23 protein-coding genes are annotated in these 25169 nt (G+C 37.1%); 16 read left to right on the forward strand and 7 right to left on the reverse strand.

Translation table 11 applies throughout. The annotated features are described in order from the left end of the window. Positions 1-194 precede the first annotated feature (194 nt). Complete coding sequence (locus K319_RS0107055; RefSeq protein WP_027383016.1) at positions 195-620, forward strand: exosortase F system-associated membrane protein; 426 nt, start codon at positions 195-197, stop codon at positions 618-620. Here K319_RS0107055 and K319_RS0107060 read toward each other — a convergent pair. The 7 genes from K319_RS0107060 to K319_RS0107090 form a co-directional block, all read right to left on the reverse strand. Beyond that, positions 617-1615 (reverse strand): cation diffusion facilitator family transporter, encoded by a 999-nt coding sequence (locus K319_RS0107060; RefSeq protein WP_027383017.1) that lies wholly within the window; start codon positions 1613-1615, stop codon positions 617-619. The genes K319_RS0107055 and K319_RS0107060 overlap by 4 nt on opposite strands. A gap of 51 nt (positions 1616-1666) precedes the next feature. Further along, on the reverse strand, positions 1667-2656 hold the full coding sequence (locus tag K319_RS0107065) for an aspartate-semialdehyde dehydrogenase (RefSeq protein ID WP_027383018.1): 990 nt from the start codon (positions 2654-2656) through the stop codon (positions 1667-1669). A 32-nt stretch (positions 2657-2688) separates the two neighbouring features. Continuing rightward, on the reverse strand, positions 2689-3126 hold the full coding sequence (locus tag K319_RS0107070) for a hypothetical protein (RefSeq protein ID WP_027383019.1): 438 nt from the start codon (positions 3124-3126) through the stop codon (positions 2689-2691). An 82-nt stretch (positions 3127-3208) separates the two neighbouring features. Beyond that, positions 3209-5803, reverse strand: a complete 2595-nt coding sequence (locus tag K319_RS0107075; RefSeq protein ID WP_449401659.1) for a TonB-dependent receptor — start codon at positions 5801-5803, stop codon at positions 3209-3211. 66 nt (positions 5804-5869) lie between these two features. Beyond that, the gene (nadC, locus tag K319_RS0107080) at positions 5870-6733 is read right to left on the reverse strand and encodes a carboxylating nicotinate-nucleotide diphosphorylase (protein WP_027383021.1); all 864 of its coding nucleotides are present in this window, start codon (positions 6731-6733) and stop codon (positions 5870-5872) included. A gap of 78 nt (positions 6734-6811) precedes the next feature. After that, positions 6812-8407: an L-aspartate oxidase gene (nadB, locus tag K319_RS0107085; protein WP_027383022.1), complete on the reverse strand. Its 1596-nt coding sequence runs from the start codon at positions 8405-8407 to the stop codon at positions 6812-6814. 52 nt (positions 8408-8459) lie between these two features. Further along, positions 8460-9086, reverse strand: a complete 627-nt coding sequence (locus K319_RS0107090) for an NAD(P)H-dependent oxidoreductase (RefSeq protein ID WP_027383023.1) — start codon at positions 9084-9086, stop codon at positions 8460-8462. A gap of 248 nt (positions 9087-9334) precedes the next feature. On the opposite strand from K319_RS0107090, the gene mraZ reads away from it, so the two are divergent. From mraZ to ftsA, 15 genes are all read left to right on the forward strand, one after another. Continuing rightward, positions 9335-9802, forward strand: a complete 468-nt coding sequence (gene mraZ / locus K319_RS0107095; protein WP_027383024.1) for a division/cell wall cluster transcriptional repressor MraZ — start codon at positions 9335-9337, stop codon at positions 9800-9802. Between the two features lie 76 nt (positions 9803-9878). Next, positions 9879-10772 carry a 16S rRNA (cytosine(1402)-N(4))-methyltransferase RsmH gene (rsmH, locus tag K319_RS0107100; RefSeq protein WP_027383025.1) on the forward strand — a complete coding sequence of 298 codons (894 nt, stop codon included), beginning with the start codon at positions 9879-9881 and terminating at the stop codon, positions 10770-10772. Between the two features lie 76 nt (positions 10773-10848). Beyond that, on the forward strand, positions 10849-11214 hold the full coding sequence (locus tag K319_RS0107105; protein ID WP_027383026.1) for an FtsL-like putative cell division protein: 366 nt from the start codon (positions 10849-10851) through the stop codon (positions 11212-11214). After that, positions 11195-13195, forward strand: a complete 2001-nt coding sequence (locus K319_RS0107110) for a penicillin-binding transpeptidase domain-containing protein (RefSeq protein WP_027383027.1) — start codon at positions 11195-11197, stop codon at positions 13193-13195. Before K319_RS0107105 ends, K319_RS0107110 begins: the two co-directional genes overlap by 20 nt. Positions 13196-13258: 63 nt before the next feature. After that, entirely contained in the window at positions 13259-14719 is a 1461-nt protein-coding gene (locus tag K319_RS0107115) for a UDP-N-acetylmuramoyl-L-alanyl-D-glutamate--2,6-diaminopimelate ligase (protein ID WP_027383028.1), read from the forward strand. 30 nt (positions 14720-14749) lie between these two features. Continuing rightward, on the forward strand, positions 14750-15109 hold the full coding sequence (locus K319_RS0107120) for a four helix bundle protein (protein WP_027383029.1): 360 nt from the start codon (positions 14750-14752) through the stop codon (positions 15107-15109). A 27-nt stretch (positions 15110-15136) separates the two neighbouring features. Continuing rightward, positions 15137-16378, forward strand: a complete 1242-nt coding sequence (gene mraY, locus K319_RS0107125; protein ID WP_027383030.1) for a phospho-N-acetylmuramoyl-pentapeptide-transferase — start codon at positions 15137-15139, stop codon at positions 16376-16378. A gap of 16 nt (positions 16379-16394) precedes the next feature. Then, the gene (murD, locus tag K319_RS0107130; RefSeq protein ID WP_027383031.1) at positions 16395-17738 is read left to right on the forward strand and encodes a UDP-N-acetylmuramoyl-L-alanine--D-glutamate ligase; all 1344 of its coding nucleotides are present in this window, start codon (positions 16395-16397) and stop codon (positions 17736-17738) included. 44 nt (positions 17739-17782) lie between these two features. Then, positions 17783-19018, forward strand: coding sequence for an FtsW/RodA/SpoVE family cell cycle protein (locus K319_RS0107135; protein ID WP_027383032.1), 1236 nt, complete (start codon positions 17783-17785; stop codon positions 19016-19018). Between the two features lie 59 nt (positions 19019-19077). Next, positions 19078-20211 (forward strand): undecaprenyldiphospho-muramoylpentapeptide beta-N-acetylglucosaminyltransferase, encoded by a 1134-nt coding sequence (murG, locus tag K319_RS0107140; RefSeq protein WP_027383033.1) that lies wholly within the window; start codon positions 19078-19080, stop codon positions 20209-20211. 56 nt (positions 20212-20267) lie between these two features. Beyond that, the gene (locus tag K319_RS0107145) at positions 20268-20561 is read left to right on the forward strand and encodes a GIY-YIG nuclease family protein (RefSeq protein ID WP_027383034.1); all 294 of its coding nucleotides are present in this window, start codon (positions 20268-20270) and stop codon (positions 20559-20561) included. A gap of 115 nt (positions 20562-20676) precedes the next feature. Next, on the forward strand, positions 20677-22050 hold the full coding sequence (gene murC / locus K319_RS0107150; RefSeq protein WP_027383035.1) for a UDP-N-acetylmuramate--L-alanine ligase: 1374 nt from the start codon (positions 20677-20679) through the stop codon (positions 22048-22050). Between the two features lie 19 nt (positions 22051-22069). Further along, on the forward strand, positions 22070-23092 hold the full coding sequence (locus K319_RS19965) for a cell division protein FtsQ/DivIB (protein WP_051230507.1): 1023 nt from the start codon (positions 22070-22072) through the stop codon (positions 23090-23092). Between the two features lie 203 nt (positions 23093-23295). Further along, positions 23296-23682: a GxxExxY protein gene (locus tag K319_RS0107160; RefSeq protein ID WP_027383036.1), complete on the forward strand. Its 387-nt coding sequence runs from the start codon at positions 23296-23298 to the stop codon at positions 23680-23682. A 105-nt stretch (positions 23683-23787) separates the two neighbouring features. After that, positions 23788-25167 (forward strand): cell division protein FtsA, encoded by a 1380-nt coding sequence (gene ftsA, locus K319_RS0107165; RefSeq protein ID WP_027383037.1) that lies wholly within the window; start codon positions 23788-23790, stop codon positions 25165-25167. Positions 25168-25169 lie beyond the last annotated feature (2 nt).

Consider the following 25169-nt stretch of genomic DNA (forward strand, 5'->3'; position numbering starts at 1 on the left):
GAATCGAACCGATTCTAATACTTTACAATTCGTTTTATAAAAATTTACTCTAGTAAGTAAATTGTGACTTTATGTTTTTTCAATTCATTTTGGATTGAAATTTTCATGACCTCATTCCCCTTATCAAAGAATATAAATTTTTTGTAAAATGATTGTTTACATATTAATTTTGCTGTGCTTAAAAGTTTCCGAAAATGCTTAGGTGGTTTTGGATCCTATTAGGTATTTTAGGATTGATCGGAATCCGCGGATTGGAAGACAGAATCTTCTATGACCCCTTTTTACAATTTTTCAAATCAGCTGACCAATCAGCTGTATTTCCAAATTTTATCTGGGGAAAATTGGTTTTGGGCTATCTTTTACGCTTTGCCCTCAATGCCTTTTTCTCTCTCTGGATCATCCAATTTCTTTTTCAGAATAAGGAGTGGACGAGACAGGCTTTTATTTTGATCCTATTGGTTTTTATGATGGTTTTTCCAATTTATTTGTATTGTATCTATGATAAGTTCCAATTTGGGTATCTGTTCTCTTTTTATGTGAGACGGTTTGTAATTCAGCCTTTGACAGTTATTCTTATCATTCCTATCTTTTATTACAGGAAGAAGGTTTTACAGGATTAGTTCTTCAGCGTATGCTTATCCGGCTGAGAAATATTCTCGCCATTCCACTCGATTTTTTTTGAAAAATTTTGTTGCCGGACAGGGCAGTTTTCAATTTGGCAAATGGCACAGGAAGTTGGTTTGCAATCATCCATATGGAAATTGAACTCCACTGAGCGGTCCGTATTCTTTGCAATAAGTTTGATCAATTCCTCCATTTCATCGTGCGCTGTCCTAAGCTCAAAATACCAGGGCAACGTGAGATGCGCATCGATGTGAAGCCTGCTTCCAAACTGCTGTATTTTGACATTGTGAATGTCAATCCATTCTTCTTTTCTGTTTTTGTTGAGGAATGTCGCAAGTTTGTTGAGCAGCTCCGGGTCGGCCTCATCCATAATACCACTAAGAGATTTGCGTATGATCTTATAGCCGATGGTAATGATATAAAAACCCAAAACCAAGGCTACAATAGAATCAATCCAGACCAGCTTTGTAAAGTAAACTAAAATCAAACTCACCACAACGCCTAACGTCGTAATTGTATCGCTTTGTAAATGTTTTCCAGAAGAAATAAGGACGATAGAATTTTCTCTTTTACCTTTCTGAATAGAGATATAACCGATAATATAATTGATAACGGCCGTCGCAGCAATAATCCAGATTCCCAGGTCTAATTTGTCGAGAACCTTTCCAGAGATCAAACTATTCGTTCCTTCGTAAATGATCATCATACCAGCAATGCTGATCAAAGAACCTTCTATGGCCGAGGTCACAAACTCTACTTTCCCGTGTCCATAAGGGTGATTTTCATCTTTTGGTTTGGCTGCAAGATGTAAGGAATAAAGACCTAGAAATGCGCTGATAACATTCACGATGCTTTCCATAGCATCAGAGAAAACGGCATCAGAATTCGTCAGTTTCCAGGCGATCACTTTTCCAGCAAAAAGAATGACCCCAATGACGGCAATCCATCTTTGGAAAATAATATTCGATTTGAATTTTGTACTTTTTTTCATTGCCAAAAAAAGAATCTTCGAAATTTCGAAGATTCTTTGGATTTTGTTAGTTTAGACTAAGTTGTTCGCTACTAGGTATTCTGCGATCTGGACTGCGTTGGTAGCAGCACCCTTTCGGAGATTGTCTGCCACGATCCAGAGGTTGAGCGTCTTCGGTTGCGAAAGGTCTCGCCTGATTCTTCCCACGAAAACCTCATCTTTTCCTTCGGAGTACAAAGGCATTGGGTATTCGTTATTTTTGACATTATCCTGAAGGACAACGCCTGGAGTTTCGGATAAGATTTTTCTTACTTCTTCCAGATCAAATTCGTTTTCGAATTCGATATTCACGCTTTCAGAATGTCCGCCCTGTACAGGAACTCTTACGGCTGTCGCTGTCAAATTAAATGTATCGTCACCCATGATCTTTTTAGGTTCTTTCATCAATTTGATCTCTTCTTTAGTATAATCATCATCAGCAAAAACATCACAGTGTGGTAATGCATTTTTGAAGATCTGGTAAGGATAAACTTTTTCAGGGCTTTCTCCTTTGATTTCTGCATTTAGCTGGTCAACAGCAGCTTTTCCTGTTCCGGTAACAGACTGATAAGTTGAGATAATGACCCTTTTGATATCGTACTTTTGATTAAGCGGATGAAGAACCATTACCAGCTGGATTGTAGAGCAATTGGGGTTGGCGATAATCTTGTCTTCTTTTGTCAGAACATTAGCATTGATTTCCGGAACAACCAATTTCTTAGTTGGATCCATCCTCCAAGCTGACGAGTTATCGATCACTACTGTTCCAACTTCGGCAAACTTCGGAGCAAATTCCAAAGAAGTTCCGCCACCCGCTGAAAAGATAGCGATCTCGGGTTTGACTGCAATGGCGTCGTTCATGCTAACGATAGTGAATTCCTTGTCCTTGAATTTGACCTTGTTCCCAACAGATCTCTCTGATGCTACAGGAATTAATTCGGTGATTGGAAGATCTCTTTCCTCCAAAACTTTCAGCATAACTTGTCCAACCATTCCGGTTGCGCCTACTACAGCTACTTTCATTGTTTTAAATTAATTAAAATTGTTAATACTATTTATCCAAAAACTCTTGCCCAAGGAAATGCAAATACGAATAACGCAACTGCAACTAATCCTAATGAGACAACAGGAATTGTTAATTTGTCGTTAGATTTTACTTTTTTGTTGATGATGGTCATGATAACTGCTGCAATCAACATAGAGAAAGGGTGCTCCACATACTGGAATCTGGCATAAGGGTCTTTCATCAAGGTTCCTGCGTTCAAAGCTGCTTTGAAGCCAGGGGAAAATATTAATAATAAAGCAACGCCCACCAAAAACTGAACGTGAAAGAAAATCATTGTGAAAAGGGTCACTTTTCTAAAAGGTTTTGAGATTTTCCCACTATAACCAAACATTGTGGTCAATAACAGCACTAAAAATGCTGCAACCAATGCAAGCTCAAGGTATCCAAAACCTTTGTGAGCACTAAGAAAAATTTTATAAAATTCCATATTCAGATTTTTGAAAAGCAAAGATAGAAAAATCCCGACAGATAGCCGGGATTTGAGTTATTAATTAAAACTATTAATCTTTTTAGAAGTTGAACGATAAAGTTGCAGCCCAAGTTCTTCCAAAACCGAAGAAAACTCTGTTGCTTTTATCAATCCCTTTGTAAAAGTTATTCGGGTCACTCATATAAGTATTATATAATTGCTGTGCTTGTTCTGCTGTATTGGTATTTGTTTTAAAATCACTTACCTTTTTTACTATATTAGTAGCTCCATCTTGAATGTAAGTTGTGTCAAAAAGATTATAAACATTCGCACCAATTGTAAAATATTGAGCACTATCTTTTAGTCTAATTTTATAAGAAGCTCCTAGGTCAAATAAATTAAAATCAGGTAATTTTAATGCTTGATTTCCTGCTGTAGTAAATGTAGATGCGTCCATTGTTGCATAGATTTTACCCACATAACTCCAAGTTCCGTAGATGTCAAAATCTTTTACAGGTTTTACTGTTGCTCCTAATGAGGCGGTCATTTGTGGAATACTATTATTACTTGTTCCTCCAACTTTAACTTTGTCTAAATATAATTCGTTTGTGTTGGTTCCTCCAGCAACTGTAACAGGATTGTTGTTATCATCGAAGTTGGATCCAGTAGCATTGCCTTCATAGAAATAATCTCCCCAGGAGAACATTCCTTGAAACTCTAAGAAAGAAAAAGCTTTATAAACACCATCGAATTCAATACCTTGGTGGATTTCTTTAACTCCAGATACTTCCGAGTAACCTGTGATTGTTGAACCATCTACAAGAGTGTGAGTTAATCCTGTTCTTCTCATCCATCTATCGCCCCATTGTGTTCTATATACATTCACATTGGCATTGAATTTTGGAGTTCTGAAACCATATCCTAACTCTGCGGAGAATATTTTCTCGTTTGTTAAAGTAGGGTTAACAACTTGTCTATTACTTGGATAAACTGAATTGAAAAAAGGTTGTTTGCTATAAAAACCAATATTTGCGAAAACATTATGAACTTCATTAATATTATAGTTTACTCCCCCTTTGACATTATATCCGAATATGTCTTTGAAACCCGATTTGGTATTTACCGTTTGATTTTGTTGTATAGTTATGCCATCTTGAACAAAATTATCAATCCTTTGATAAGATTGATTGGAAACTGATCCCTGAATAAAAGCAGATAATTGATTTGTTGAATATTCTAATTGACCGAATCCGCTATACCAAAGAACCTCCCCATCATTACTATAGCCTATCCTTTCATTCATAGGTGCTAATGAGCCTCCAAAAGGATTCCAGCTTAATTTTTTGTAATCATAAAGGGCACTTACTACGTTAGGAGCAATATTTGTATTTGTAGCATCTTTGTAACCTGATGCACCATAAAGGTCAGATACAACCTGATAGTGATATCCATAATAATAACGATCATCTGTTCCTACAGAAAAATTCCAATTATCATTGATTTTATGTTGGAAGTTGGATAGGATTCCATACCAGTTGTGGGAATTAATAGATGATCTCCTTACTAGTGTACTTCTGGCTCCTGCTGCATTTACATCTACTGCTGCGTTTGCGGCAAAGATTTTATCATAATCATAATGTCCCTCAGCATCATAGAATGTTGACATACCTTTCCCTCCTACAGAACCAATATCTCCCGTTCCGCCACCTCTACCATTCGACATATACAATACTGTACTTAATGTAGATTTTTCATTCATTGTCCAATCCCAGTTTAGCATCATTACTGGTTTTGAGTAGTAGTTTGAACGATTAGCTATCGCAATTCTATTGCCATTCGCATCTGTTCTGTATCCAAAATCAGAATTATACGTTCTATCAGGCGAGCCATCATGGTCAGGGTTGAATTTGATATAATTGTTAATTGTTGGAGCGTAAGTTCTTTGATCGTGCCACTGAGGAGCAGATGTAATCATGAATTGTAAATTGTGCTTTTCATTAGGTTTGTAACCTAAAGCAAAATAGTATGCATATGATTCATATTCTGAATTTTGGATATAGGTCGAACCTGCTTGTCTACTCATCAAGAATGATGTGGCCCAACCGTTTTCGGATTTTCCAGTATTATAAGCGAAAGATGTCTTTAAATAGTCATTATTTCCAACTCCTAATCTGATAACTCCTCCTTTTTTCATATCCGCAGAACGTGTTAGAAAGTTAACAGTTCCTCCAACAGAAGCAATGGCTAATTTAGAAGAGCCTAACCCTCTTTGTACTTGTAAAGTACTCGTTACATCTGATAATCCTGTCCAATTGGAAAAATAAACAGTTCCCCCTTCCATATCGTTGACAGGCATACCATTTACCATAACAGCAATGTTTCTTGATTCAAAGCCTCGCATAACAAGACCTCCATCACCAAAACCTCCACCACTTTTTGTTGCATAGACAGATGGGGTAGTATTAAGGATTTCAGGAAGTTCGCGATTTCCTAATCTTTCAATGATTTGAGCCGATTTGATAGTTGAAACAGCAACAGGGGTTTTTCTATCTTTTGCAATATCTGTAACACCTTTAAGAATTACTTCTTCAATTTGAGTGTCTTTTGATAATGTATCCTTTGTGGATTGTGCAAAGTAAAAACTAGCCGTACTCATCGTCAGCATAAGGACCAATGCTGGTTTTTTCGATAACATTTTCATTTTTTTAAGATTTATGTCGCAAAAGTCTTAAAAAAATTAATATGTTCTGTTAATATAGTGTTAAATTTTTAACGCTTTGAGACTCAGGTCAATATTGCTGGAAGAGTGCGTTATTGCACCTGCAGATATAAAATTGACACCGGTTTTGGCCACCGAATTTAACACATCACGTGTTATTCCCCCGGAAGCTTCTGTTTCCGATTTTCCGTTAACTATTTTTACTGCTTTGGTCATTGTCTCGACATCCATATTATCAAACATAATTCTGTCCGCGCCGGATTTTACAGCTTCCTCGACCTCATCAAGATTACGGGTTTCAACCTCGATTTTTAATTTGAGTTTATTTTTTTTGACATAATCTTTTGCCATCTTCACAGCGTTGGTAATACTTCCGTTATAATCGATATGATTGTCTTTCAGCATTATCATATCGTAAAGCCCATATCTGTGATTGGTCCCGCCACCTATAGCTACTGCCCATTTTTCACAAACACGAAAATTAGGGGTCGTTTTTCTTGTGTCAAGAAGTTTAGTTTTTGTTCCCACCAATCTAGAATCCCAATCGTGAGTCATCGTGGCAATCCCACTCATACGTTGCATACAGTTCAGAACCAAGCGTTCTGTTGAAAGGATTGACCTTGCTTTTCCAGTTACAATAAAAGCAATATCACCTTTTTTTGCAGATTCTCCATCTTTGATGAAAATCTCCACTTTCAGATTTTTATCAAAGTTCTTGAAAATAATTTCCGCCAATTCCACTCCTGCCAGAATGCAATTCTCTTTTACTATTAGTTGAGCTTTCTGTTCCAGATCTTTCGGAATCGTGGAGAGCGTAGAATGGTCGCCATTTTGAATGTCTTCTTCCAAAGCAGTTCTAATGAATTCTTTTAAAACTTTGTCGCTGGCGTAAGATGGTCTTTTCATAATTTGAAATTTGTGTAAAAATATAAAACCCTTCCAGAGTTTCAAACTTTGAAAGGGTTTAATTATTTAAAATAAGATTTATTCATTAATTAGAAGCGGTTTCGTAGCCAAATCCTTATTGTAAAACGCTCCTTTATTTTCTTTCATTTCAAGAGAATGTTTGATGATCAGATAAGAAACATTCACAAGATTCCTCAATTCAGAAAGTTGTGGTGAAAGTATGGAATAATTATAAAGTTCTGTTACGGCTTCATAGATTTCTCGTTGTTTCTTTTTAGCCAATTCCAATCTCGCATTGCTTCTTACGATTGCAACCAAATCACTCATCATTTCCTGAAGTTGTTTTCTGAGATAAGTTACAAGAACCATTTCGTCCATCATTTTCATTCCTTCTTCATTCCACTCTGGAACAGCTTTCAAGTCATCAAAATTGAAATCGTTTTCTTTCAACAGTTCAACTGTTTTCATCGCGGCATTGTGTCCAAAAACCAAACCTTCTAATAAAGAATTCGAAGCCAAACGATTCGCACCGTGAAGTCCGGAATTGGTACATTCTCCCACTGCAAAAAGATTTTTAATAGAAGATTGACCTTCTTTATCAACCTCGATTCCGCCCATCAGATAATGACAAGCAGGAACAACTGGAATCAATTCTTTGAAAGGGTCAATGCCTTCATCCAAGCATTTTTGATAGATGTTCGGAAAATGATTGATGAATTTTTCTCTATCCATTTCGCGACAGTCCAGACCAACGTAATCGTCTCCACTGATTTTCAATTCATTATCAATGCCTCTTGCAACGATGTCACGGGAAGCTAACTCTTCTCTCTCATCATATTTTTGCATAAAAGGTTTTCCATTTTTGGTACGGAGTTTTGCGCCGTCACCACGAACAGCTTCGGAAATCAGGAACAACATTCCGTCTCGTTTGGAATACATCGCCGTTGGATGAAACTGGTAATATTGCATATTGGAAACTTTGCCTTGTGCTCTGTGAACAAAAGCGATTCCGTCTCCGGTTGCAATGATTGGATTGGTCGTATTTTTATAAACATGGCCAGCTCCACCGGTTGCAACCAAGGTAATTTTTGAAGTGATTTTTTTGATTTTCTTATTCTGCTCATCAAGAATATAAGCACCGTAAGCATTGATATTCCCCTTGTCCAATTCTTTCCCCGGAACGTGGTGTTGGGTAATCAGATCAATGACATAATGGTGTGGAAGAATTTCAATATTTGGAGAATTCCTAACAGTTTCCAAAAGTGCTCTTTCGATCTCGAAACCTGTGATATCTTTATGGTGGACAATCCGGTTTTCTGTATGTCCGCCTTCTCTTCCTAATGAATATTTTCCTTTTTCCTGATCAAATTTTGCACCCCATTCTACAATTTCATTGAATCGATAAGGTGCTTCTTCTACCACGATCTTTACAATCTCAGGGTCATTGATGTAATCTCCGGCTCGCAAAGTATCATCGATGTGTTTCTGGAAATTATCTTTGGAGAAATCCGTTACGACTGCCAATCCGCCTTGGGCATATTTGGTATTGCTTTCGTCTTCGTTGGATTTTGTAACGATTATTATTTTTGTATCAGGTAATTGTTCGGAGATTTTGATGGCATAAGATAAGCCCGAGATTCCGGAACCGATTACGAGAACGTCTGTTTTTATCATAAATAGAAATTAATGATTCTCAATAAGTCTGAGAAAATTCAAAAGAATAAAGTTAAAAGAATTTGATGAACTTATCCGCAGGTTTTCTCACTTTTTTGAAATTCTGAAAAATATCATCTTCCGCTCTGTAACCAAGCGCCAGAACCACAGCAATTTTTTCGTGTTCTTTATCAATTTTTAGGACTTCTTCTATGATTTCAGATTTGAAGCCTTCCATCGGACAGGTGTCGATTTCTTCTTCGGCAGAAGCCATTATCAATGATCCAAGTACGATGTAGCTCTGTTTCTCAGACCAGCTTTCAAGTTCTTTCTGGGTATAATTTTCTAAGAAAAGATTGATGTTATTTCTAAACGCAGACAATTGCTCTAAAGTTACGCCACGCTCATTGATTATATGACTGAAATAATTATCGACATACTCCTTATTAATATGAGTTTTGGTAACCAAAGCGATCAAATGTGAGCAAGTCGATATTTGGGATGGATTGTAAAAAGCCGGAATCAATTTCTTGATCGTCTCATTATTTTCCACAACCAAAAGATGATAAGGTTGTAGTCCTAACGAACTGACAGACAGTCTACCTGCTTCCAGAATATTGTTCAGTTTTTCAGAAGAAATCTTCCTTCCGTCAAATTTTTTCACAGAATACCGCCAGTTAAGTGCTTCTAAATAATTCATATAACAAATATAGGCAATTTGATATTTTAGTTAGAACCGTTTTAAATAATGAAACATTTCTAACCGAATTTTTTAAATCATTCATTGCAAAGGCTTTATAATAAAGGATTTTGCAATAATTCATTTTAATCGATTTTAAATCAAATCATTAGCCAAGTAAGCTTTGAAACCAAAAAGTTATAAACATTAAGTATAAAAGTGGGCAAAAGTGGTAAAATGTGGTAGATTTTTATATAAATTTGCTCCAAATGAAAAACTTCATTGGAACATACGAGTGTAAAATAGATGACAAAGGGCGCATCAAACTGCCTGCTTCGCTTACGAAGCAGATGGAACATTTTGCAGATGAGTCATTTGTAATCAAGCGTTCGGTGTTTCAGAAGTGTCTTGAGGTCTATCCGATGAAGCCTTGGGAAAAACTGATGACAAAAATAAACGGTCTGAACCGATTTATCAAGAAAAATGCAGATTTCATCAGGATGTTTACGGCGGGAGTCAAAACCGTAGAGATGGACAACGTGGGTCGTCTGCAGATCAGCAAAGATTTGACACAATATGCAAATCTCAGCAAAGAAATTGTGATTACAAGTGCTGGAGAATTGTTTGAGATCTGGGACAAAGATTCTTACGAACAGGTAATTGCTGTCAGCGAATCAGACTTCGCCAGCCTTGCGGAAGATGTTATGGGAAATCTCGATTCTGAAGAATTAAATTAATAAGTAATGTCATTCTGAGCTTGTCGAAGAATCTGAAAGTATTAAACTCCTAACTAACAATTATCAACTAGACAAAATGTATCATAATCCAGTATTATTAAAACAAAGCGTAGACGCTCTGGTAACCAATCCGGACGGTATTTACGTGGATTGTACGTTTGGTGGTGGAGGTCACTCGAGAGAGATTTTGAGCCGACTTTCTGATAAAGGCAAACTGTTTTCTTTTGACCAGGATTTGGATGCGCTGAAGAATGCGATTGATGACCCCAGATTTACATTGGTAAATCAGAATTTCAGGTTTCTGGAAAACTCGATGTTGGCTTATGGTGTCTCCCAGGTTGACGGGATTTTAGCAGACTTGGGCGTTTCTTCTCATCAGTTCGATGAAGCGGAAAGAGGATTTTCTACCAGAAGCAATGCGCCTCTTGATATGAGAATGAATGTGATGCAGACTCTGGATGCAAAAAGGATCATCAACGATTACGAAGAAGAAGACCTCGCAAATATCTTTTACCAATATGGGGAGCTGAGAGAATCTCGAAAATTGGCAAGGGAAATCGTTCATCATAGAAAAACGAAGAAAATCAATACAACGGAAGATTTGAAAAATCTCTTCAGTTATATTCCGGCCTTTAAGCAGAATAAATTTTTTGCTCAGGTTTTTCAGGCTATCAGAATTGAGGTTAATCAAGAGTTGGAAGTTTTGAAAGAAATGCTGGTTCAATCTTACAAGATTTTAAAAGTTGAAGGAAGATTGGTTGTGATTTCTTACCATTCTTTAGAAGATAGATTGGTAAAACGTTTCCTGAAAAATGGGATGTTCGAAGGTGAACCTCAACGTGATATTTACGGAAATTATGCGAAAGCTTTTGAATTATTAAAAACAAAAGCAATCATTCCTGATGATAAGGAAATTGAAGAGAACTCTCGTGCAAGAAGTGCGAAAATGAGAATAGGAACAAAATTATAGTTGATGGTTTTAGTTGATGGTTGTTGGAGAAATTCTAAATCTATCAACTGTCAACCGACAACAAACAATACCAAAAATGGCAAAATTAACTCAAAGCAGACAGAAGAAACTCACTTTTATGGATATCATAAAAGGGAATTTTCTTAACCGTGATGAGGTAAAAGCGCATTACAAGTATTTTCTGTTCATTTTCGGGCTGTTGATGGTGATGATTTATAGCAACCATTTGGTTAACAAAAAGATTGAACATGTTAACAAACTTAAAGAAGAGACAGAAGAGTATAAGTCGCGAAATGCTTACGCACAAAGCAGACTGATAAAAATCAGAATGGAATCCGAACTCGGGAAAGAAATGGTTCAGGATTCTCTGGTGAGTTTGGAAAGCCATCCAATGAAATTATTGATAAAAGTTGACAGTACAGATGATAAAGCAACCAAATAACAATTACGAAAAAAAGCGTTCCAATGCGTTGAAGTGGGGCTACCTTTTTGTGTTGGGAGCTTTCATTTTGTTTGTCATTTTTCTGACGAGGATTTTAATTCTTCAGAATACCAATGTTGAAGAATTCGAAAATAATTACATCAGCAAAAATTACCGTGAAGCAACTTTAAAGGCTGCTCGTGGAAATCTTTTCGCTTCCGATGGCTCTATCTTGGCAACAACGGTAATGCGTTATGATATCTATCTGGATTTCAAATCGATGAGAGATACGATCTATTCCAATAATATTGGCGCTTTGACAGATTCTCTCAGCAAAATGTTTGATAAACCCAGAAGTTATTTCCGAGCAAAACTGGATGCTCAGAACAAAAAAAATAATCAGTATTATCTTTTGGCAAAAGGCCTCGATTTCGATGAATATGATAGGATCCGAGAATTTCCGATTTTCAACAGAGGAAAAAATAAAGGAGGTTTCATTGTAGAAAGAAATTTCCGAAGAGAACTGGCAACCACTCAAATCGGGGCTGGAACAATCGGTGCTGATAACGGCGAATCAAAATCTGGTCTGGAAGGTGCTTTCAGTAAATTCTTAACAGGAATTGATGGAAAGCGGTTGGAACAGAAAATCACTTCTTCTCAGTGGAAACCAATTGATTACTGGAAGGTCCAGGAGCCTGTTGACGGGCAAGATGTCTATACAACTCTGGATTTGAGAATTCAGGATATTGCACATTCGGCATTGGAAAATCAATTGATAAAATTCGATGCAAACCACGGAAGTGTTGTTGTTATGGAAGTTGAAACGGGGAAGATCCGTGCGATGGTCAATCTTAGAAGAACCGAACCGGGAATCTATGTCGATGCTTATAATTACACCGTAAAAGATGCCCAGGAGCCAGGTTCTACATTCAAAACGGTATCACTTTTGGCAGCGATGGACGATGGTTTCATTGATGAAAATACGAAGGTCAACATCGGAAACGGAATCTGGACTTATGCCGGACAAAGAATCACAGACGGTCATGGTGGTGGAACTTATGATGTGAGCGATGTTTTGGCGAAGTCAAGCAACGTTGGAGCAGCGAAATTAATTACAGAACATTATGCAGATAAACCACAGGTTTTCATAGACCATTTGAAACGGTGGAAGATGTTCGATAAAATGCAGATCGAATTACCTGGAATTGCAAAGCCTTCAATTCAAACGCCACAAAGCAAACGTTGGAACAAAGCAACTTTGGCCTCTTTAGCTTATGGATATTCGTCAAGATTTCCACTTCTGCAGCTGGTAACTTTTTATAATGGGATTGCAAACAAAGGCAAAATGGTAAAGCCTCTTTTCATTGATAAAATAATGAAGGATGGGAAAGTCCTTTATGAGGCAAAACCAGAGGTCATGGTTAAAAAGATGGCGTCCGATAAGGCAATTGAAATGATGACCAGTGCATTGACAAAAGCTGTTGAAAAAGGAACAGCAAAAAGTATCTATACACCAAATCTTAAAATTGCGGGGAAAACAGGAACGGCCAGATTTGAATATTGGAAGAAAGACGGTCCAATGAAATATCAGGCCTCTTTTGCAGGATTTTATCCGGCGGATAATCCGAAATATACTTGTATAGTAGTTGTCAATCAGCCAGATACGTCAAAAGGCTTTTATGGGGGGACAGTTTCAGCACCGGTTTTTAAAGAGATTGCCGGAAAGACATTCCTGAAAACACCTTTGAACGTTGAAAAAGACCTTTTGGTTGAACACAAAGTTGACCTTAATAGAATGACAGCACCAAATGTAAAGGTGAATGTGACAAGAGATTCGATGCCGAATCTGGTTGGGATGATTGGAAAGAATGTGATTCCACAGCTTGAAAATATGGGTTACAGGGTGGATTATAAAGGCGTTGGAAAAATCACCGGACAATTCCCTGCAGAAGGAGCAGCTATTGGAAAGAACCAAAAGATTTATCTGAATCTTCAGAATTGAAAATAGTAAAAGTCCCGAAGAGCGATTTAATAAAGCATAGGATGAAATCCTATGAACAATAAAATGAAATTAGAAAAATTATTACAAAGAATCCAGATCCTGGAAACAGTTGGAACTCTTCAAAAAGAAGTGTCGGAATTGGTTTTCGACAGCAGAAAAGTTGTTGAAAATTCTTTGTATGTGGCATTGAGAGGAACAGTTTCCGACGGTCATTCCTACATCGGTCAAAGTATTGAAAAAGGTGCAAAAACGATTGTCTGTGAAGAATTGCCTTCAGAAATCAATGATGAGGTAACTTATATTAAAGTTGAAGATTCCTCCAAAACTTTAGGACACCTGGCTTCTAATTTTTATGGAAATCCTTCCCAAAAACTGAATCTAATTGGTGTTACCGGAACCAACGGGAAAACTTCGGTAACAACTTTATTGTTTGATATTTTCAAAACTTTGGGTTATCAATCCGCTTTGATTTCCACTGTTGAATACAGAATCGGAGATGAGATTATTCCGTCAACGCATACAACGCCGGACGTGATTCGTCTGAATCAAATGCTGGCGAAAGCGGTTGAAATCGGTTGCGAATATGCTTTTATGGAAGTGAGTTCTCACGGGATTTCCCAGGACAGAATCGAGGGATTACATTTCAAAATCGCTGGCTTTACGAATATCACGCACGACCATTTGGATTATCATAAGACTTTCCAGAATTATATCTACGCCAAGAAGAGATTCTTTGACGAGTTGGAAGATTCTGCGATTGCTATTACGAATGCCGATGACAAAAATGGATTGGTAATGTTGCAGAATACCAAAGCGAAAAAGAAAACTTTTGCTTTGAAAACAATGGCAGATTTCCACGGAAAAGTCTTGGAAGTGGATTTTAACGGAATGTTGCTGAATTTCAATAACAAAGAATTCTGGACAACATTGACGGGGAAATTCAATGCTTATAATCTGCTTTTGGCTTACGGAATTGCGTTGGAATTAGGAATGAAAGAAGATAAAGTATTACAGGCGATTTCTATTCTTCACAGGGTGAACGGAAGATTTGAAACAATAAAATCCGACAGCGGAATTTTCTTCGTGGTGGATTATTCCCACACACCGGACGCCTTGGAAAACGTGTTGGACAGCATCAACGAAATCAGAACCAAAAACGAAAGATTAATAACGGTTTTCGGTTGCGGAGGCGACAGAGACAAAACCAAACGTCCGGAAATGGGCGACATCGCTACCAAAAAATCGACTTTGGCCATCATTACATCTGACAATCCAAGAACTGAAGAACCAACACAGATTATCAAAGAAATAGAAGCTGGCGTTCAGCCTCAGAATTTCAGCAAATATACTTCGATTCCTGACAGAAGAGAAGCTATAAAAATGGCTATCAAATTTGCCGAACCAAAAGATATTGTTTTGGTGGCTGGAAAAGGCCACGAAACATATCAGGAAATCAACGGTGTGAAACATCATTTTGATGACAAAGAAACGATAAGGGAACTTTTGAATTTGATGGGAAAGTGATTATAAACGATAATTGATAAATGATAATCGATGGATTTTAACACCATTTTTGCTGAAAGAACAAAAAGATTAGCGATATCAATTATTAATGAATTATCGCAATTGCCTTATTCGGATAAGGTTTCGGTAATTAGAAAACAAATATTTAGGTCTTCCAGTTCAATTGCTGCAAATTATAGAGCTATGTGTAGAGCAAGGTCTAATAAAGAAAAATATGCAAAATTATGTATTGTGGTTGAAGAGACTGACGAAACTGTATTTTGGTTAGAAATTATTGAAGAAATTAAAATGACAAATAATATAGAATTGATTAAAAATCTAAAGAACGAAGCGGAAGAAATTTTGAAAGTAACCTCCAGTTACAAGAAAAAAATTGGTGCGGATTTATAATCAATTATCATTTATCAACTATCATTTATGTTATACTATCTATACGAATATTTAACTGCTCACGGAATCCACGTTCCGGGAATGAATTTGTTCAAATACATTTCGTTCCGTGCAGCGATGGCAGTTTTGTTTTCACTGATTATTGCGATGGCTTACGGAAAGAGAATCATCAATTTCCTAAGAAGAAAGCAGATGGGAGAACTGGTGAGAGACCTTGGTCTGGAAGGACAAAAGCAGAAAGAAGGAACGCCAACAATGGGAGGTTTGATTATCATTTTGGCAACTATTATTCCGGTTTTGCTGTTTACCAGAATTACAAATGTCTACATCGTTCTTCTGATTATCTCGGTTTTGTGGATGGGAGCGATTGGATTTTTAGACGATTATCTCAAAAAAGTTAAGAAAAACAAAGACGGATTAAGTGGAAAATTCAAAGTCATTGGGCAGGTTGGTTTAGGCCTAATTGTCGGAGTTACAATGTATTTTCACCCGGATGTTGAGGTTAAGAGAAAGTATGCCGATGCAACGGTTATCAACAGAAATAATGTAGAGCAGAACTTTATGCCGGACGAAAAAATTCCGGTTTCTACGGTTCCTTTTACTAAAAATAACGAGTTCGATTACAGTGGGATTTTATTCTGGATGGATGATGCAAAAGCGCACGAATGGGCTTGGATTGTTTTCATCCCGATTGTAATTTTTATTGTAACAGCAGTTTCCAACGGTGCAAATATCACGGATGGAATTGACGGATTAGCTGCAGGAACAAGTACAGTGATTCTGCTGACTTTGGCATTTTTTGCTTACGTTTCCGGAAATATGATTTTCGCAGACTATCTGAATATTATGTTTCTTCCGCATATGGGCGAGACCACGATTTTTGCGCTTGCATTGGTTGGAGCAGTTATAGGATTTTTCTGGTACAACACTTATCCGGCGCAGATTTTTATGGGAGACACAGGAAGTTTAATGTTAGGAGGTGTAATAGCCGTTTTAGCAATCATTCTAAGGAAAGAATTATTAATTCCCGTTTTATGCGGCGTGTTCCTTATCGAAAATCTTTCAGTGATTCTGCAGGTAATGGTTTTCAAATACAGAAAGAAAAAATATGGGCTGGAATATGCTCAAAACAATAGATTATTCAAGATGTCACCATTGCATCATCATTATCAGAAAGAAGGTTTCCATGAAAGTAAAATTGTTAATCGAATGATAATCATCGGTGTAATGCTGGCGATTATTTGTCTAATTACTTTAAAAACTAGATAAAAACTAATAACCACAAATGAGAGTAGTAATACTTGGAGGAGGCGAAAGCGGCGTTGGCGCTGCATATTTGGCAAAAGCCAAAGGCTTTGATGTCTTTCTTTCGGATATGGGATTGATCCGTGAGAATTACAAAAAAGAATTGGAAGAGCTTGGGATTGACTATGAAGACGGAATACATTCCGAAGAAAAAATTCTGAATGCCGATTGGGTCATCAAAAGCCCCGGAATTCCAAAGAAGGCAGAAATGGTTCAGAAGATTCAGGAGAAAGGAATCCGGTTATCTTCTGAGATTGAATTTGCTTCGGAATTTACCAACGCAAAAATCATTGCGATTACAGGAAGTAATGGAAAAACGACGACAACGTCTTTGATTTATTATATTCTGAAGGAAGACGGATTCAATGTCGGATTGGGTGGAAACATCGGGAAGAGCTTTGCAAAACAGGTGGCTGAAGAGAGTTTTGATTATTATGTATTGGAAGTGAGCAGCTTTCAGTTGGATGATATTCAGAATTTCAGACCCTACATTTCATTGTTGCTGAATTTGTCAAAAGACCATCTTGACCAATACAATTACAATTATGAAGAATATGCTTTGGCTAAATTCAGAATTGCTGAAAATCAGGAGGCTAATAATTTTTTCATCTATAACAAAGATGACGAAATGAGCAAATCGATTCTGGAAAAATTGGATTTGAAAGTGACCAAAGTTCCATTCTCATTGGATGAAAAATTGGAAAAAGGCGCATTCTCAATTGATGAGAACTTTGTAGTCAATATCAATGAAGGATTCACGATGAATATCGACGAATTATCATTGGTTGGAAAACATAATGTAGCAAATAGCCTGGCAGCAAGTATCGCTGGAAAGTTATTGGAAATCAGCAATGAGAGTATCAGGCATTCTTTGATGACATTCCAGGCGGTTGAGCACAGATTGGAACCTGTGGTTGAAATCAGGGGTGTAAAGTTCATCAACGACAGCAAAGCGACCAACGTGAATGCCACTTACTTCGCTTTGGAAAGTATGAAACAGCCGGTTGTCTGGATTGTTGGCGGGAAAGATAAAGGAAACGATTATACGGAAATCGAAGAATTAGTCAAGAAAAAAGTAAAAGCAATAGTTTGCTTAGGGGTTGATAATCATAAGATTATTGATTTCTTCAAAGACAAGAAAACAGAGATTTATGACACTTCCAGTATGCAGAAAGCGGTAGAAGTTTCTAAATCAATTGCAGAAAAAGGAGACGTGGTTTTATTGTCACCTTGCTGCGCAAGTTTTGATTTGTTCAATGGCTATGAAGACCGTGGAAATCAATTCAAAAAAGAAGTATTAAACGAATTAATAATTAACAATTAATAGTTAAGAATGTTCATTATTCATTTTTAATTATTCATTATAAGATGGAAAATCAAACTACAGAAAACAAATTCGAGCTACTGAAGGGAGACAAAGTCCTTTGGTCGGTTATCATTTTGATTTCCTTCCTTTCCGTATTTCCGGTCTATTCCGCAAGTTCGAATCTGGAATATATCGTGAACAACGGGACCACAACAGGTCACGTTTTCAAGCATATCGTTTTCGTATTCATTGGTTTGGGAATTATGCGTTTCGTAGGAACAGTCAAGTACGAATACATCGGAAAACTGAGTTCCATTCTGCTTTTGTTCACGATTGGATTATTGCTGATAACAATGTTCACAGGACAAAAGATTGAAGGTGCAAGTGCCTCGCGCTGGTTGAAGATTCCCGGAACACCGATTTCCTTTCAGCCATCTTCGTTTGCTTATTTGATGCTGATTATCTATCTGTGCAGATATTTGACCAAAAAAATCAAGAGAGAAAGAGTCCCGCTGGAGAATATTATTTACATCTTCGGACCTATTCTGATAGTCTTTGGATTAGTGGCGAAAGATAACGGTTCAACCGCTTTGATGATTATGATGGTTTCGATTATCATATTGATTATCGGACAATTAGCTTGGCAATATGTAGCGGGATTTATCTCGCTTTCAGTGGTTTTCATTGTAATGTTTTTAGTCATTGCTCTTAATACGAATTTAATTGGGGGAAACCGTGTCCATACCTGGATGAGCCGTATCGAAACGTTTACAAGTTCTAAGAAAACAGCTGATGTTGAGGACGAAAGTATAAAGGCAAAAAACTATCAGGTAATGCAGGCAAAAGCCGCGATTGTCCACGGTGGATTCAACGGAATTGGACCTGGGAAAAGTGCCTTAAAGCAGACTTTGCCACAATCGGTTTCGGATTTTATTTTTGCCATTATTGTGGAAGAATACGGTTGGATTGGAGCTTTCGTTCTGATTAGCCTTTATATGATAATGATTATCAGGATTGTGATGATAGCCAGTAAAATGCCTGCATTTTTTGGGTCGTTGCTGGTGCTCGCCATTGGACTGATGATTTTTGTTCAATTGTCGGTCAACATCGCTGTTGCTGTGAATCTGATTCCGGTTACAGGCCAGCCTTTACCACTGATAAGTTATGGAGGAACATCGATGTTGGTAACGTACATTCAGCTCGGAATTATCCTGAATGTAAGTTCAAGAATTCAGGTTTTTGATGAAGAAGGTTTGGGAAAAAGACAAAGCATTGAAGAAATAAATGATATCGCTTAAAAAAATAAATGATGAATGATAATTGATAAATCATCATCTCTTATCAATTATAAAAAGATATGAACAAAGAACTGAAAATATTAATGAGCGGCGGCGGAACAGGTGGACACATCTTTCCGGCGGTTGCGATTGCTCAGGAAATTCATAAAAGGTTTCCTGATGCCGAGTTTTTGTTCATTGGTGCCAACGGGAAAATGGAAATGGAAAAGGTTCCTCAGGCCGGATTTAAAATCGAAGGATTGAATATCGCCGGGTTTGACAGAGGTAATCTTCTGAAGAATATCGGGCTTCCTTTCAAAATCATTTCCAGCCTGATGAAAGCTAAGAAAATCATCAAAGATTTCAAACCCGATTTTGCGGTTGGAACTGGCGGTTTTGCGAGCGGACCGGCGTTGTATATTGCGGCGAAAATGGGAATTCCGACTTTTATTCAGGAACAAAATTCTTTGCCAGGAAAAACCAATGTTTTCAATGCTAAGAAAGCAAAAGCCGTTTTCACAGCCTATCCGGATATGGAGAAATTTTTCTCGGGAACAAAAACTTATTTCTTAGGAAATCCGATTCGTCAGAACATCATCACAGATTTGATTGATAAGGATTTAGCGAAGGAAAAATTAGGCTTAGATAAAAAAAAATTAACGATTCTTTCAGTTGGAGGCTCACTTGGTTCCAGAACTTTGAATAACGGCTGGAAAGAAAATTTAGATAAATTAAAAGAAAAAGATTATCAGCTCATCTGGCAAACAGGTAAAACAGATTATAAAAGTATAGTTGATAGTTGTCAGTTGTTAGTTGATGAAAAATCCGACAACCAACAACCAACAACCGACAACCGAATCCAAATTCGTGAATTTATATCCGATATGGCTTTAGCTTATTCGGCGGCGGATGTGATTGTTTCCAGAGCCGGAGCAATTGCGATTTCAGAATTGGCAGTGGCGAAAAAGCCGGTTTTACTGGTTCCGTTTCCATTTGCGGCAGAAGACCATCAAACCAAAAACGCATTGACCTTGGTGGAGAAAAACGCGGCGAGAATGGTAAAAGATTCTGAGATGAAAGATAAATTCTGGAACACGCTTTCAGAAATCTGTGAGAACGAATATCTTAGAAAAGAAATGTCAACAAATCTGGAATTTTTTGCAAAGCCAAAAGCGGCAGAAGGAATTGTAGATGAGATTTTTAAAGTGATATAATAATAAAAATTTAAGTAGAGCGGTGTCAGGCTGAGCCTGTCGAAGCCTAAGTTATAATGAAACTATACTATGTATATATTGTAAAATGTTCGGATAATTCTTATTACACAGGAGTTACTAACGATTTGGAAAGTAGAATTAATGAGCATAATGACGGATTAAATCCGGAAAGTTATACATATAAGAGAAGACCGGTAGAATTAGTTTTTCATTATGAGTTTAATGATATTAATCAAGCAATTGATTTTGAAAAACAAGTAAAAGGCTGGAGTAGAAAAAAGAAAGAAGCAATCATTAATGATAAATGGGATTTGTTACCAGAATTATCAAAAAATAGAATGAAAGATTGAGGGCTTCGACAGGCTCAGCCTGACAGTGTCCAGTTTTAAATTTAGTATTGGAAAATATTACTCTTGTCACATTCAGCTTGTCGGAATGTTGTCTAAGGATTTATAAATTAAAAAAATGAGCATCTTAAACAAATATCAAAACTTCTATTTCATCGGAATCGGTGGGATTGGAATGAGTGCGCTGGCGAGATATTTTCACGCCAACGGCAAAAATGTTTTGGGTTATGATAAAACGCCAACAAAACTGACGGCTCAACTAGGTTTTGAAGGTATTGATATTACGTTTGAAGATGTCATTGATGAAAAAATTGTAGCGTTGGATAAAGAATCAACATTGGTTATTTATACGCCTGCAATCAAGAAACTCGGAATTCTGGATTATTTCGCAAGTGAAAGTTTCGAAATCCTGAAACGTGCAAAAGTTTTGGGGTTGATTACTGAAAATACGGATTGCATTGCCGTTGCGGGAACACACGGAAAGACAACGACTTCTACTTTAATAGCGCATTTGTGCAAAGAAGCGAATCTTCCTTCATCCGCATTTTTAGGCGGCATTTCTGAAAATTTCAAATCGAATTTTGATTACAATGGAAACCAGTTTTCAGTAGTTGAAGCAGATGAATATGACAGAAGTTTCCTCAACCTTTCTCCGGATTGGGCGGTTGTAACATCGATTGATGCGGACCATTTGGATATTTATGGCGACAGAGTTCAGATAGAAGACGGTTTCCGTCAGTTTGCTGGTTTGGTTCCTAATGACAATCAATTATTTGTGAGAAAAGGAATTGCAATCGGAAGAGCACATAAGACTTATGCAGTGAATGAGGAAGCGAATTATTATTCCGATAACCTGAGAATGGACCACGATAAAATCTATTTCGATTTCCACACGCCAGCTGAAAATGGCCACTCTGAGCTTGTCGAAGAGTTCGTTTGGGAAATCCCGGGAATTCACAATGTGGAGAATGCAACCGTTGCTTTGGCAATTCTAAGCAATTTGGGTGTTGATTTCGATACTTTGAAAAAAGGAATAGCAAGCTTCAAAGGCATCAAGAGAAGATATACAAAGCATATTTTCGATAACGGAAAAATCTATATCGATGATTATGCGCATCATCCAACAGAGCTGAATGCAGTCATTGGTTCGATTAAAACTTTTTATCCAAACAAGAAATTGTTGGTGGTTTTTCAACCGCATTTGTTCAGCAGAACAAGGGATTTCGCAGAAGACTTTGCAAGAAGCTTGGAAAAAGGAGATGACTTGTTGTTGTTGGATATTTACCCTGCGAGGGAACTTCAGGAGAACTTTGAAGGAATTACGTCGTCTTGGTTAGCAGAAAAAATTGAAACAGAAAATAAGGAAGTCTGCACATTGCAGGAGACTTTTGAAAAAATAAAAGAAAAAGACTTTGATATTTTATTGACAGTCGGAGCGGGAAATATTGATACACTTTATGACCCGATTATGGAATGGCTTCCGAATCGATAAGTAATATATTTATTGAATTATGAAAAATAAGTGGAGAATATTGAAGATACTCGTGACAGTTATCCTTTTCGGATTTCTGCTCAGTTTCTCGTTGAAGCGTTTCAACAACGCCAAAATGGAGAACGTGTCTATCAATATGAACCAGACCAAGACGCCGGTATATTTCATTGATGAGAAAGACATCAAGGACTTAGTAAAACAATACAACCCGACAAGAAAAATAGGGGATGTGAAGATTCCGGAATTGGAGAAGAAGATTAATGAAAATCCATTCGTTGACAGTGCGAATGTTTATATGAATCTGAATGGAAATCTGAATGTCGATATCAAACAGCGTGTTCCGGTTTTCAGGTTAAGTAAAAATGGAAAAGATTTTTATGTGGACGAGAAAGGGGTTGAATTCCCGATTTCCAGAAACTTTTCTTACCCGTGTATGTTGGTGATGGGCGACGTAGATGCTTCGGAATATCAGGAACTGGGACAATTGGTTGAGAAGATTGACAAAGATGATTTCAGTAAAAAATATTTTATCGGAATCAAAAAAGAAAAAGACAGTTATAATCTCCTTACCAGCGATGGCAATTATAAAGTTGAGATTGGGGATTTAGAAAATATTGATTTCAAGGTTAAAGGATTTAAAACTTTTGTAGAGAAATATCTGGTTTATCAGAATCCTCAGAAATATAAAAAGATTTCGGTTAAATATAATAATCAGATTGTAACCACACTAAATCCTTATTTCAAAGAAAACGACAGTATTCTGAGAAATGCGCCAAAAATTGAAATCACAAAACCGGAAGAAAAGCCGACACAATTACTGGCAGCAGCTCCGGCAAAAACAGAAACCAAAAAAACGGAACCGAAACCGAAAAAAGAAATAAAAAAAGCTGAGCCTAAAAAATCAGAAGTAAAAAAAGAGTCTTCGAAACCGAAAAAAGTAGAGAAGAAATCTGAACCGAAAAAATCTTCGGAAAAGAAAAAGGAAACCACTCCCAAATCGTCTTCTGATAAAAAGAAAAAAGCAAAAGTAGTAGTAGAATAAAAATGCAAGATTGAACACGAAGCACACGAAGATTATTTTTATAATTATTGAAAATATGTTTCACAAAGGCGCTTCGCTCAGAAAAGAAAAATGATTAAGAAAAATAAAACATAATACTTATTTAAGCGAAGCGCCTTTGTGAAGCTAAAAAAACAAAAAACTTAGTGTGCTTTGTGTTCAAATAAGTAAAACAACACACACAAATGAATGAAAACGAATTATCAAAAATTGTTATTGATTCCGGCTTAAAAGTTCATCGCAAACTGGGAATGGGTTTATATGAGACGGTTTATGAACAATGTTTGGAATTTGAATTGAAAAATAAAGGGTTAAATGTAGAAAGACAAAAATTTTTGTCAATCAATTATGAAGGTTTGAAAGTTGAAAATGCCTTTAAAATTGATTTGATAGTAGAAGACAAATTAGTATTAGAAATAAAAGCACAAGAAGTAGTTAATGATTTTAATTCGGCTCAACTTCTGAATTATCTGAAACTAGGAAATTATAAATTAGGGTTATTGTTGAACTTCAATTCAAAATTATTCAAAACAGGAATAAGAAGAGTGGTAAACGGATATATAATAGATTAAGTAAAACTTATATAAGCGAAGCGCCTTTGTGAACTAAAAAAATAGAAAACTTAGTGCACTTTGTGTTCAAATAAATTAGAATAAAAAAATCAAATCGAGCATATAATGGAAAATCAAGAGTATTCAGTAGGTCTGGACATTGGGACAACCAAGATTGTCGCCATTGTCGGAAGACGTAACGCTCATGGAAAAATCGAGATCCTGGGCGTTGGGAAGGCTAAAAGTCTTGGGGTTCACAAAGGAATCGTGAACAACATTTCCCAAACCATCAATTCCATCAAAACTGCAGTGGCAGAAGCGCAATCCAGCGCTGGTGTTCCTATCCATAAGGTAACTGTCGGCATTGCAGGAAAACACATCCGTTCTCTCCAGCATTCGGATTACATCATGAGAGAGCATCCGGATAAATACATCACAGAAGATGATATCGAGAAACTAAAAGACCAGGTCAAGAAATTGGTAATGTTGCCTGGCGAAGAAATCATCCACGTTTTGCCTCAGGAATATAAGGTAGATTCTGAAGGTGAAATCCAGGAGCCAATCGGAATGCACGGCAAAAGATTGGAAGCCAATTTCCACGTTGTAGTGGGACAGATGGGTTCTATCAGAAACATTGCTAGATGTGTTCGCGAAGCTGGTCTGGAAATGGAAGCTTTGACATTGGAGCCTTTGGCATCGTCCGAAGCGGTTCTTACTAAAGAAGAAAAAGAAGCTGGTGTTGCGATTGTTGATATTGGTGGTGGAACTACGGATATTGCGATTTTTAAAGACAACATCATTCGTCATACTTGCGTGATTCCTTATGGTGGTGGAATTATCACCGATGATATCAAGGAAGGATGTTCAATCATCGAGAAACATGCAGAGCAATTGAAAGTGAAGTTCGGTTCGTCTGTTCCGGAATTGGAAAAAGACAGCACGTATGTGACAATCCCGGGATTGCACGGTCGTCCGGACAAAGAGATTTCACTGAAGGTTTTGGCTCAGATCATCAATGCAAGGGTTGAAGAGATTCTTGAAATGGTGAACACGGAATTGAAAGCTTACGGCGCATTCGAACAAAAGAAAAAACTGATTGCAGGAATCGTTTTGACCGGAGGTGGTTCTAACTTGAGAAATCTTCGTCAATTGGCAAATTACACGACGGGGTTCGACAGTAGAATTGGTTTCGCTAACGAATATGTGGCGAATGACAAAAACCAATATCTGAAAGGACCGGAATTTGCGACTTCTATCGGTTTGTTAATGGAAAGTCTTAAAATCAGAGATAAAAAAATCCTTCCAACACAAGAGGAAATTATCGAAGAAGCTGTAACTAAGTCAGAGGCGGTTGCTCAGCCGACTGCAGAAGCTGAGAAACCTCAACAGATTCAGCATATTGAAGAAATTGCAAAACCAAAAGAAGAGAACAGAAGAAGCAAGCCAACTTTCGGGCAGTCTCTTATGGATAAAGTAAAAAAATTCTTTGAAGAAGTAGAAGAGTAAAA

It is taken from the genome of Epilithonimonas caeni DSM 17710 (assembly GCF_000426465.1).
Taxonomy (GTDB): Bacteria; Bacteroidota; Bacteroidia; order Flavobacteriales; family Weeksellaceae; genus Epilithonimonas; species Epilithonimonas caeni.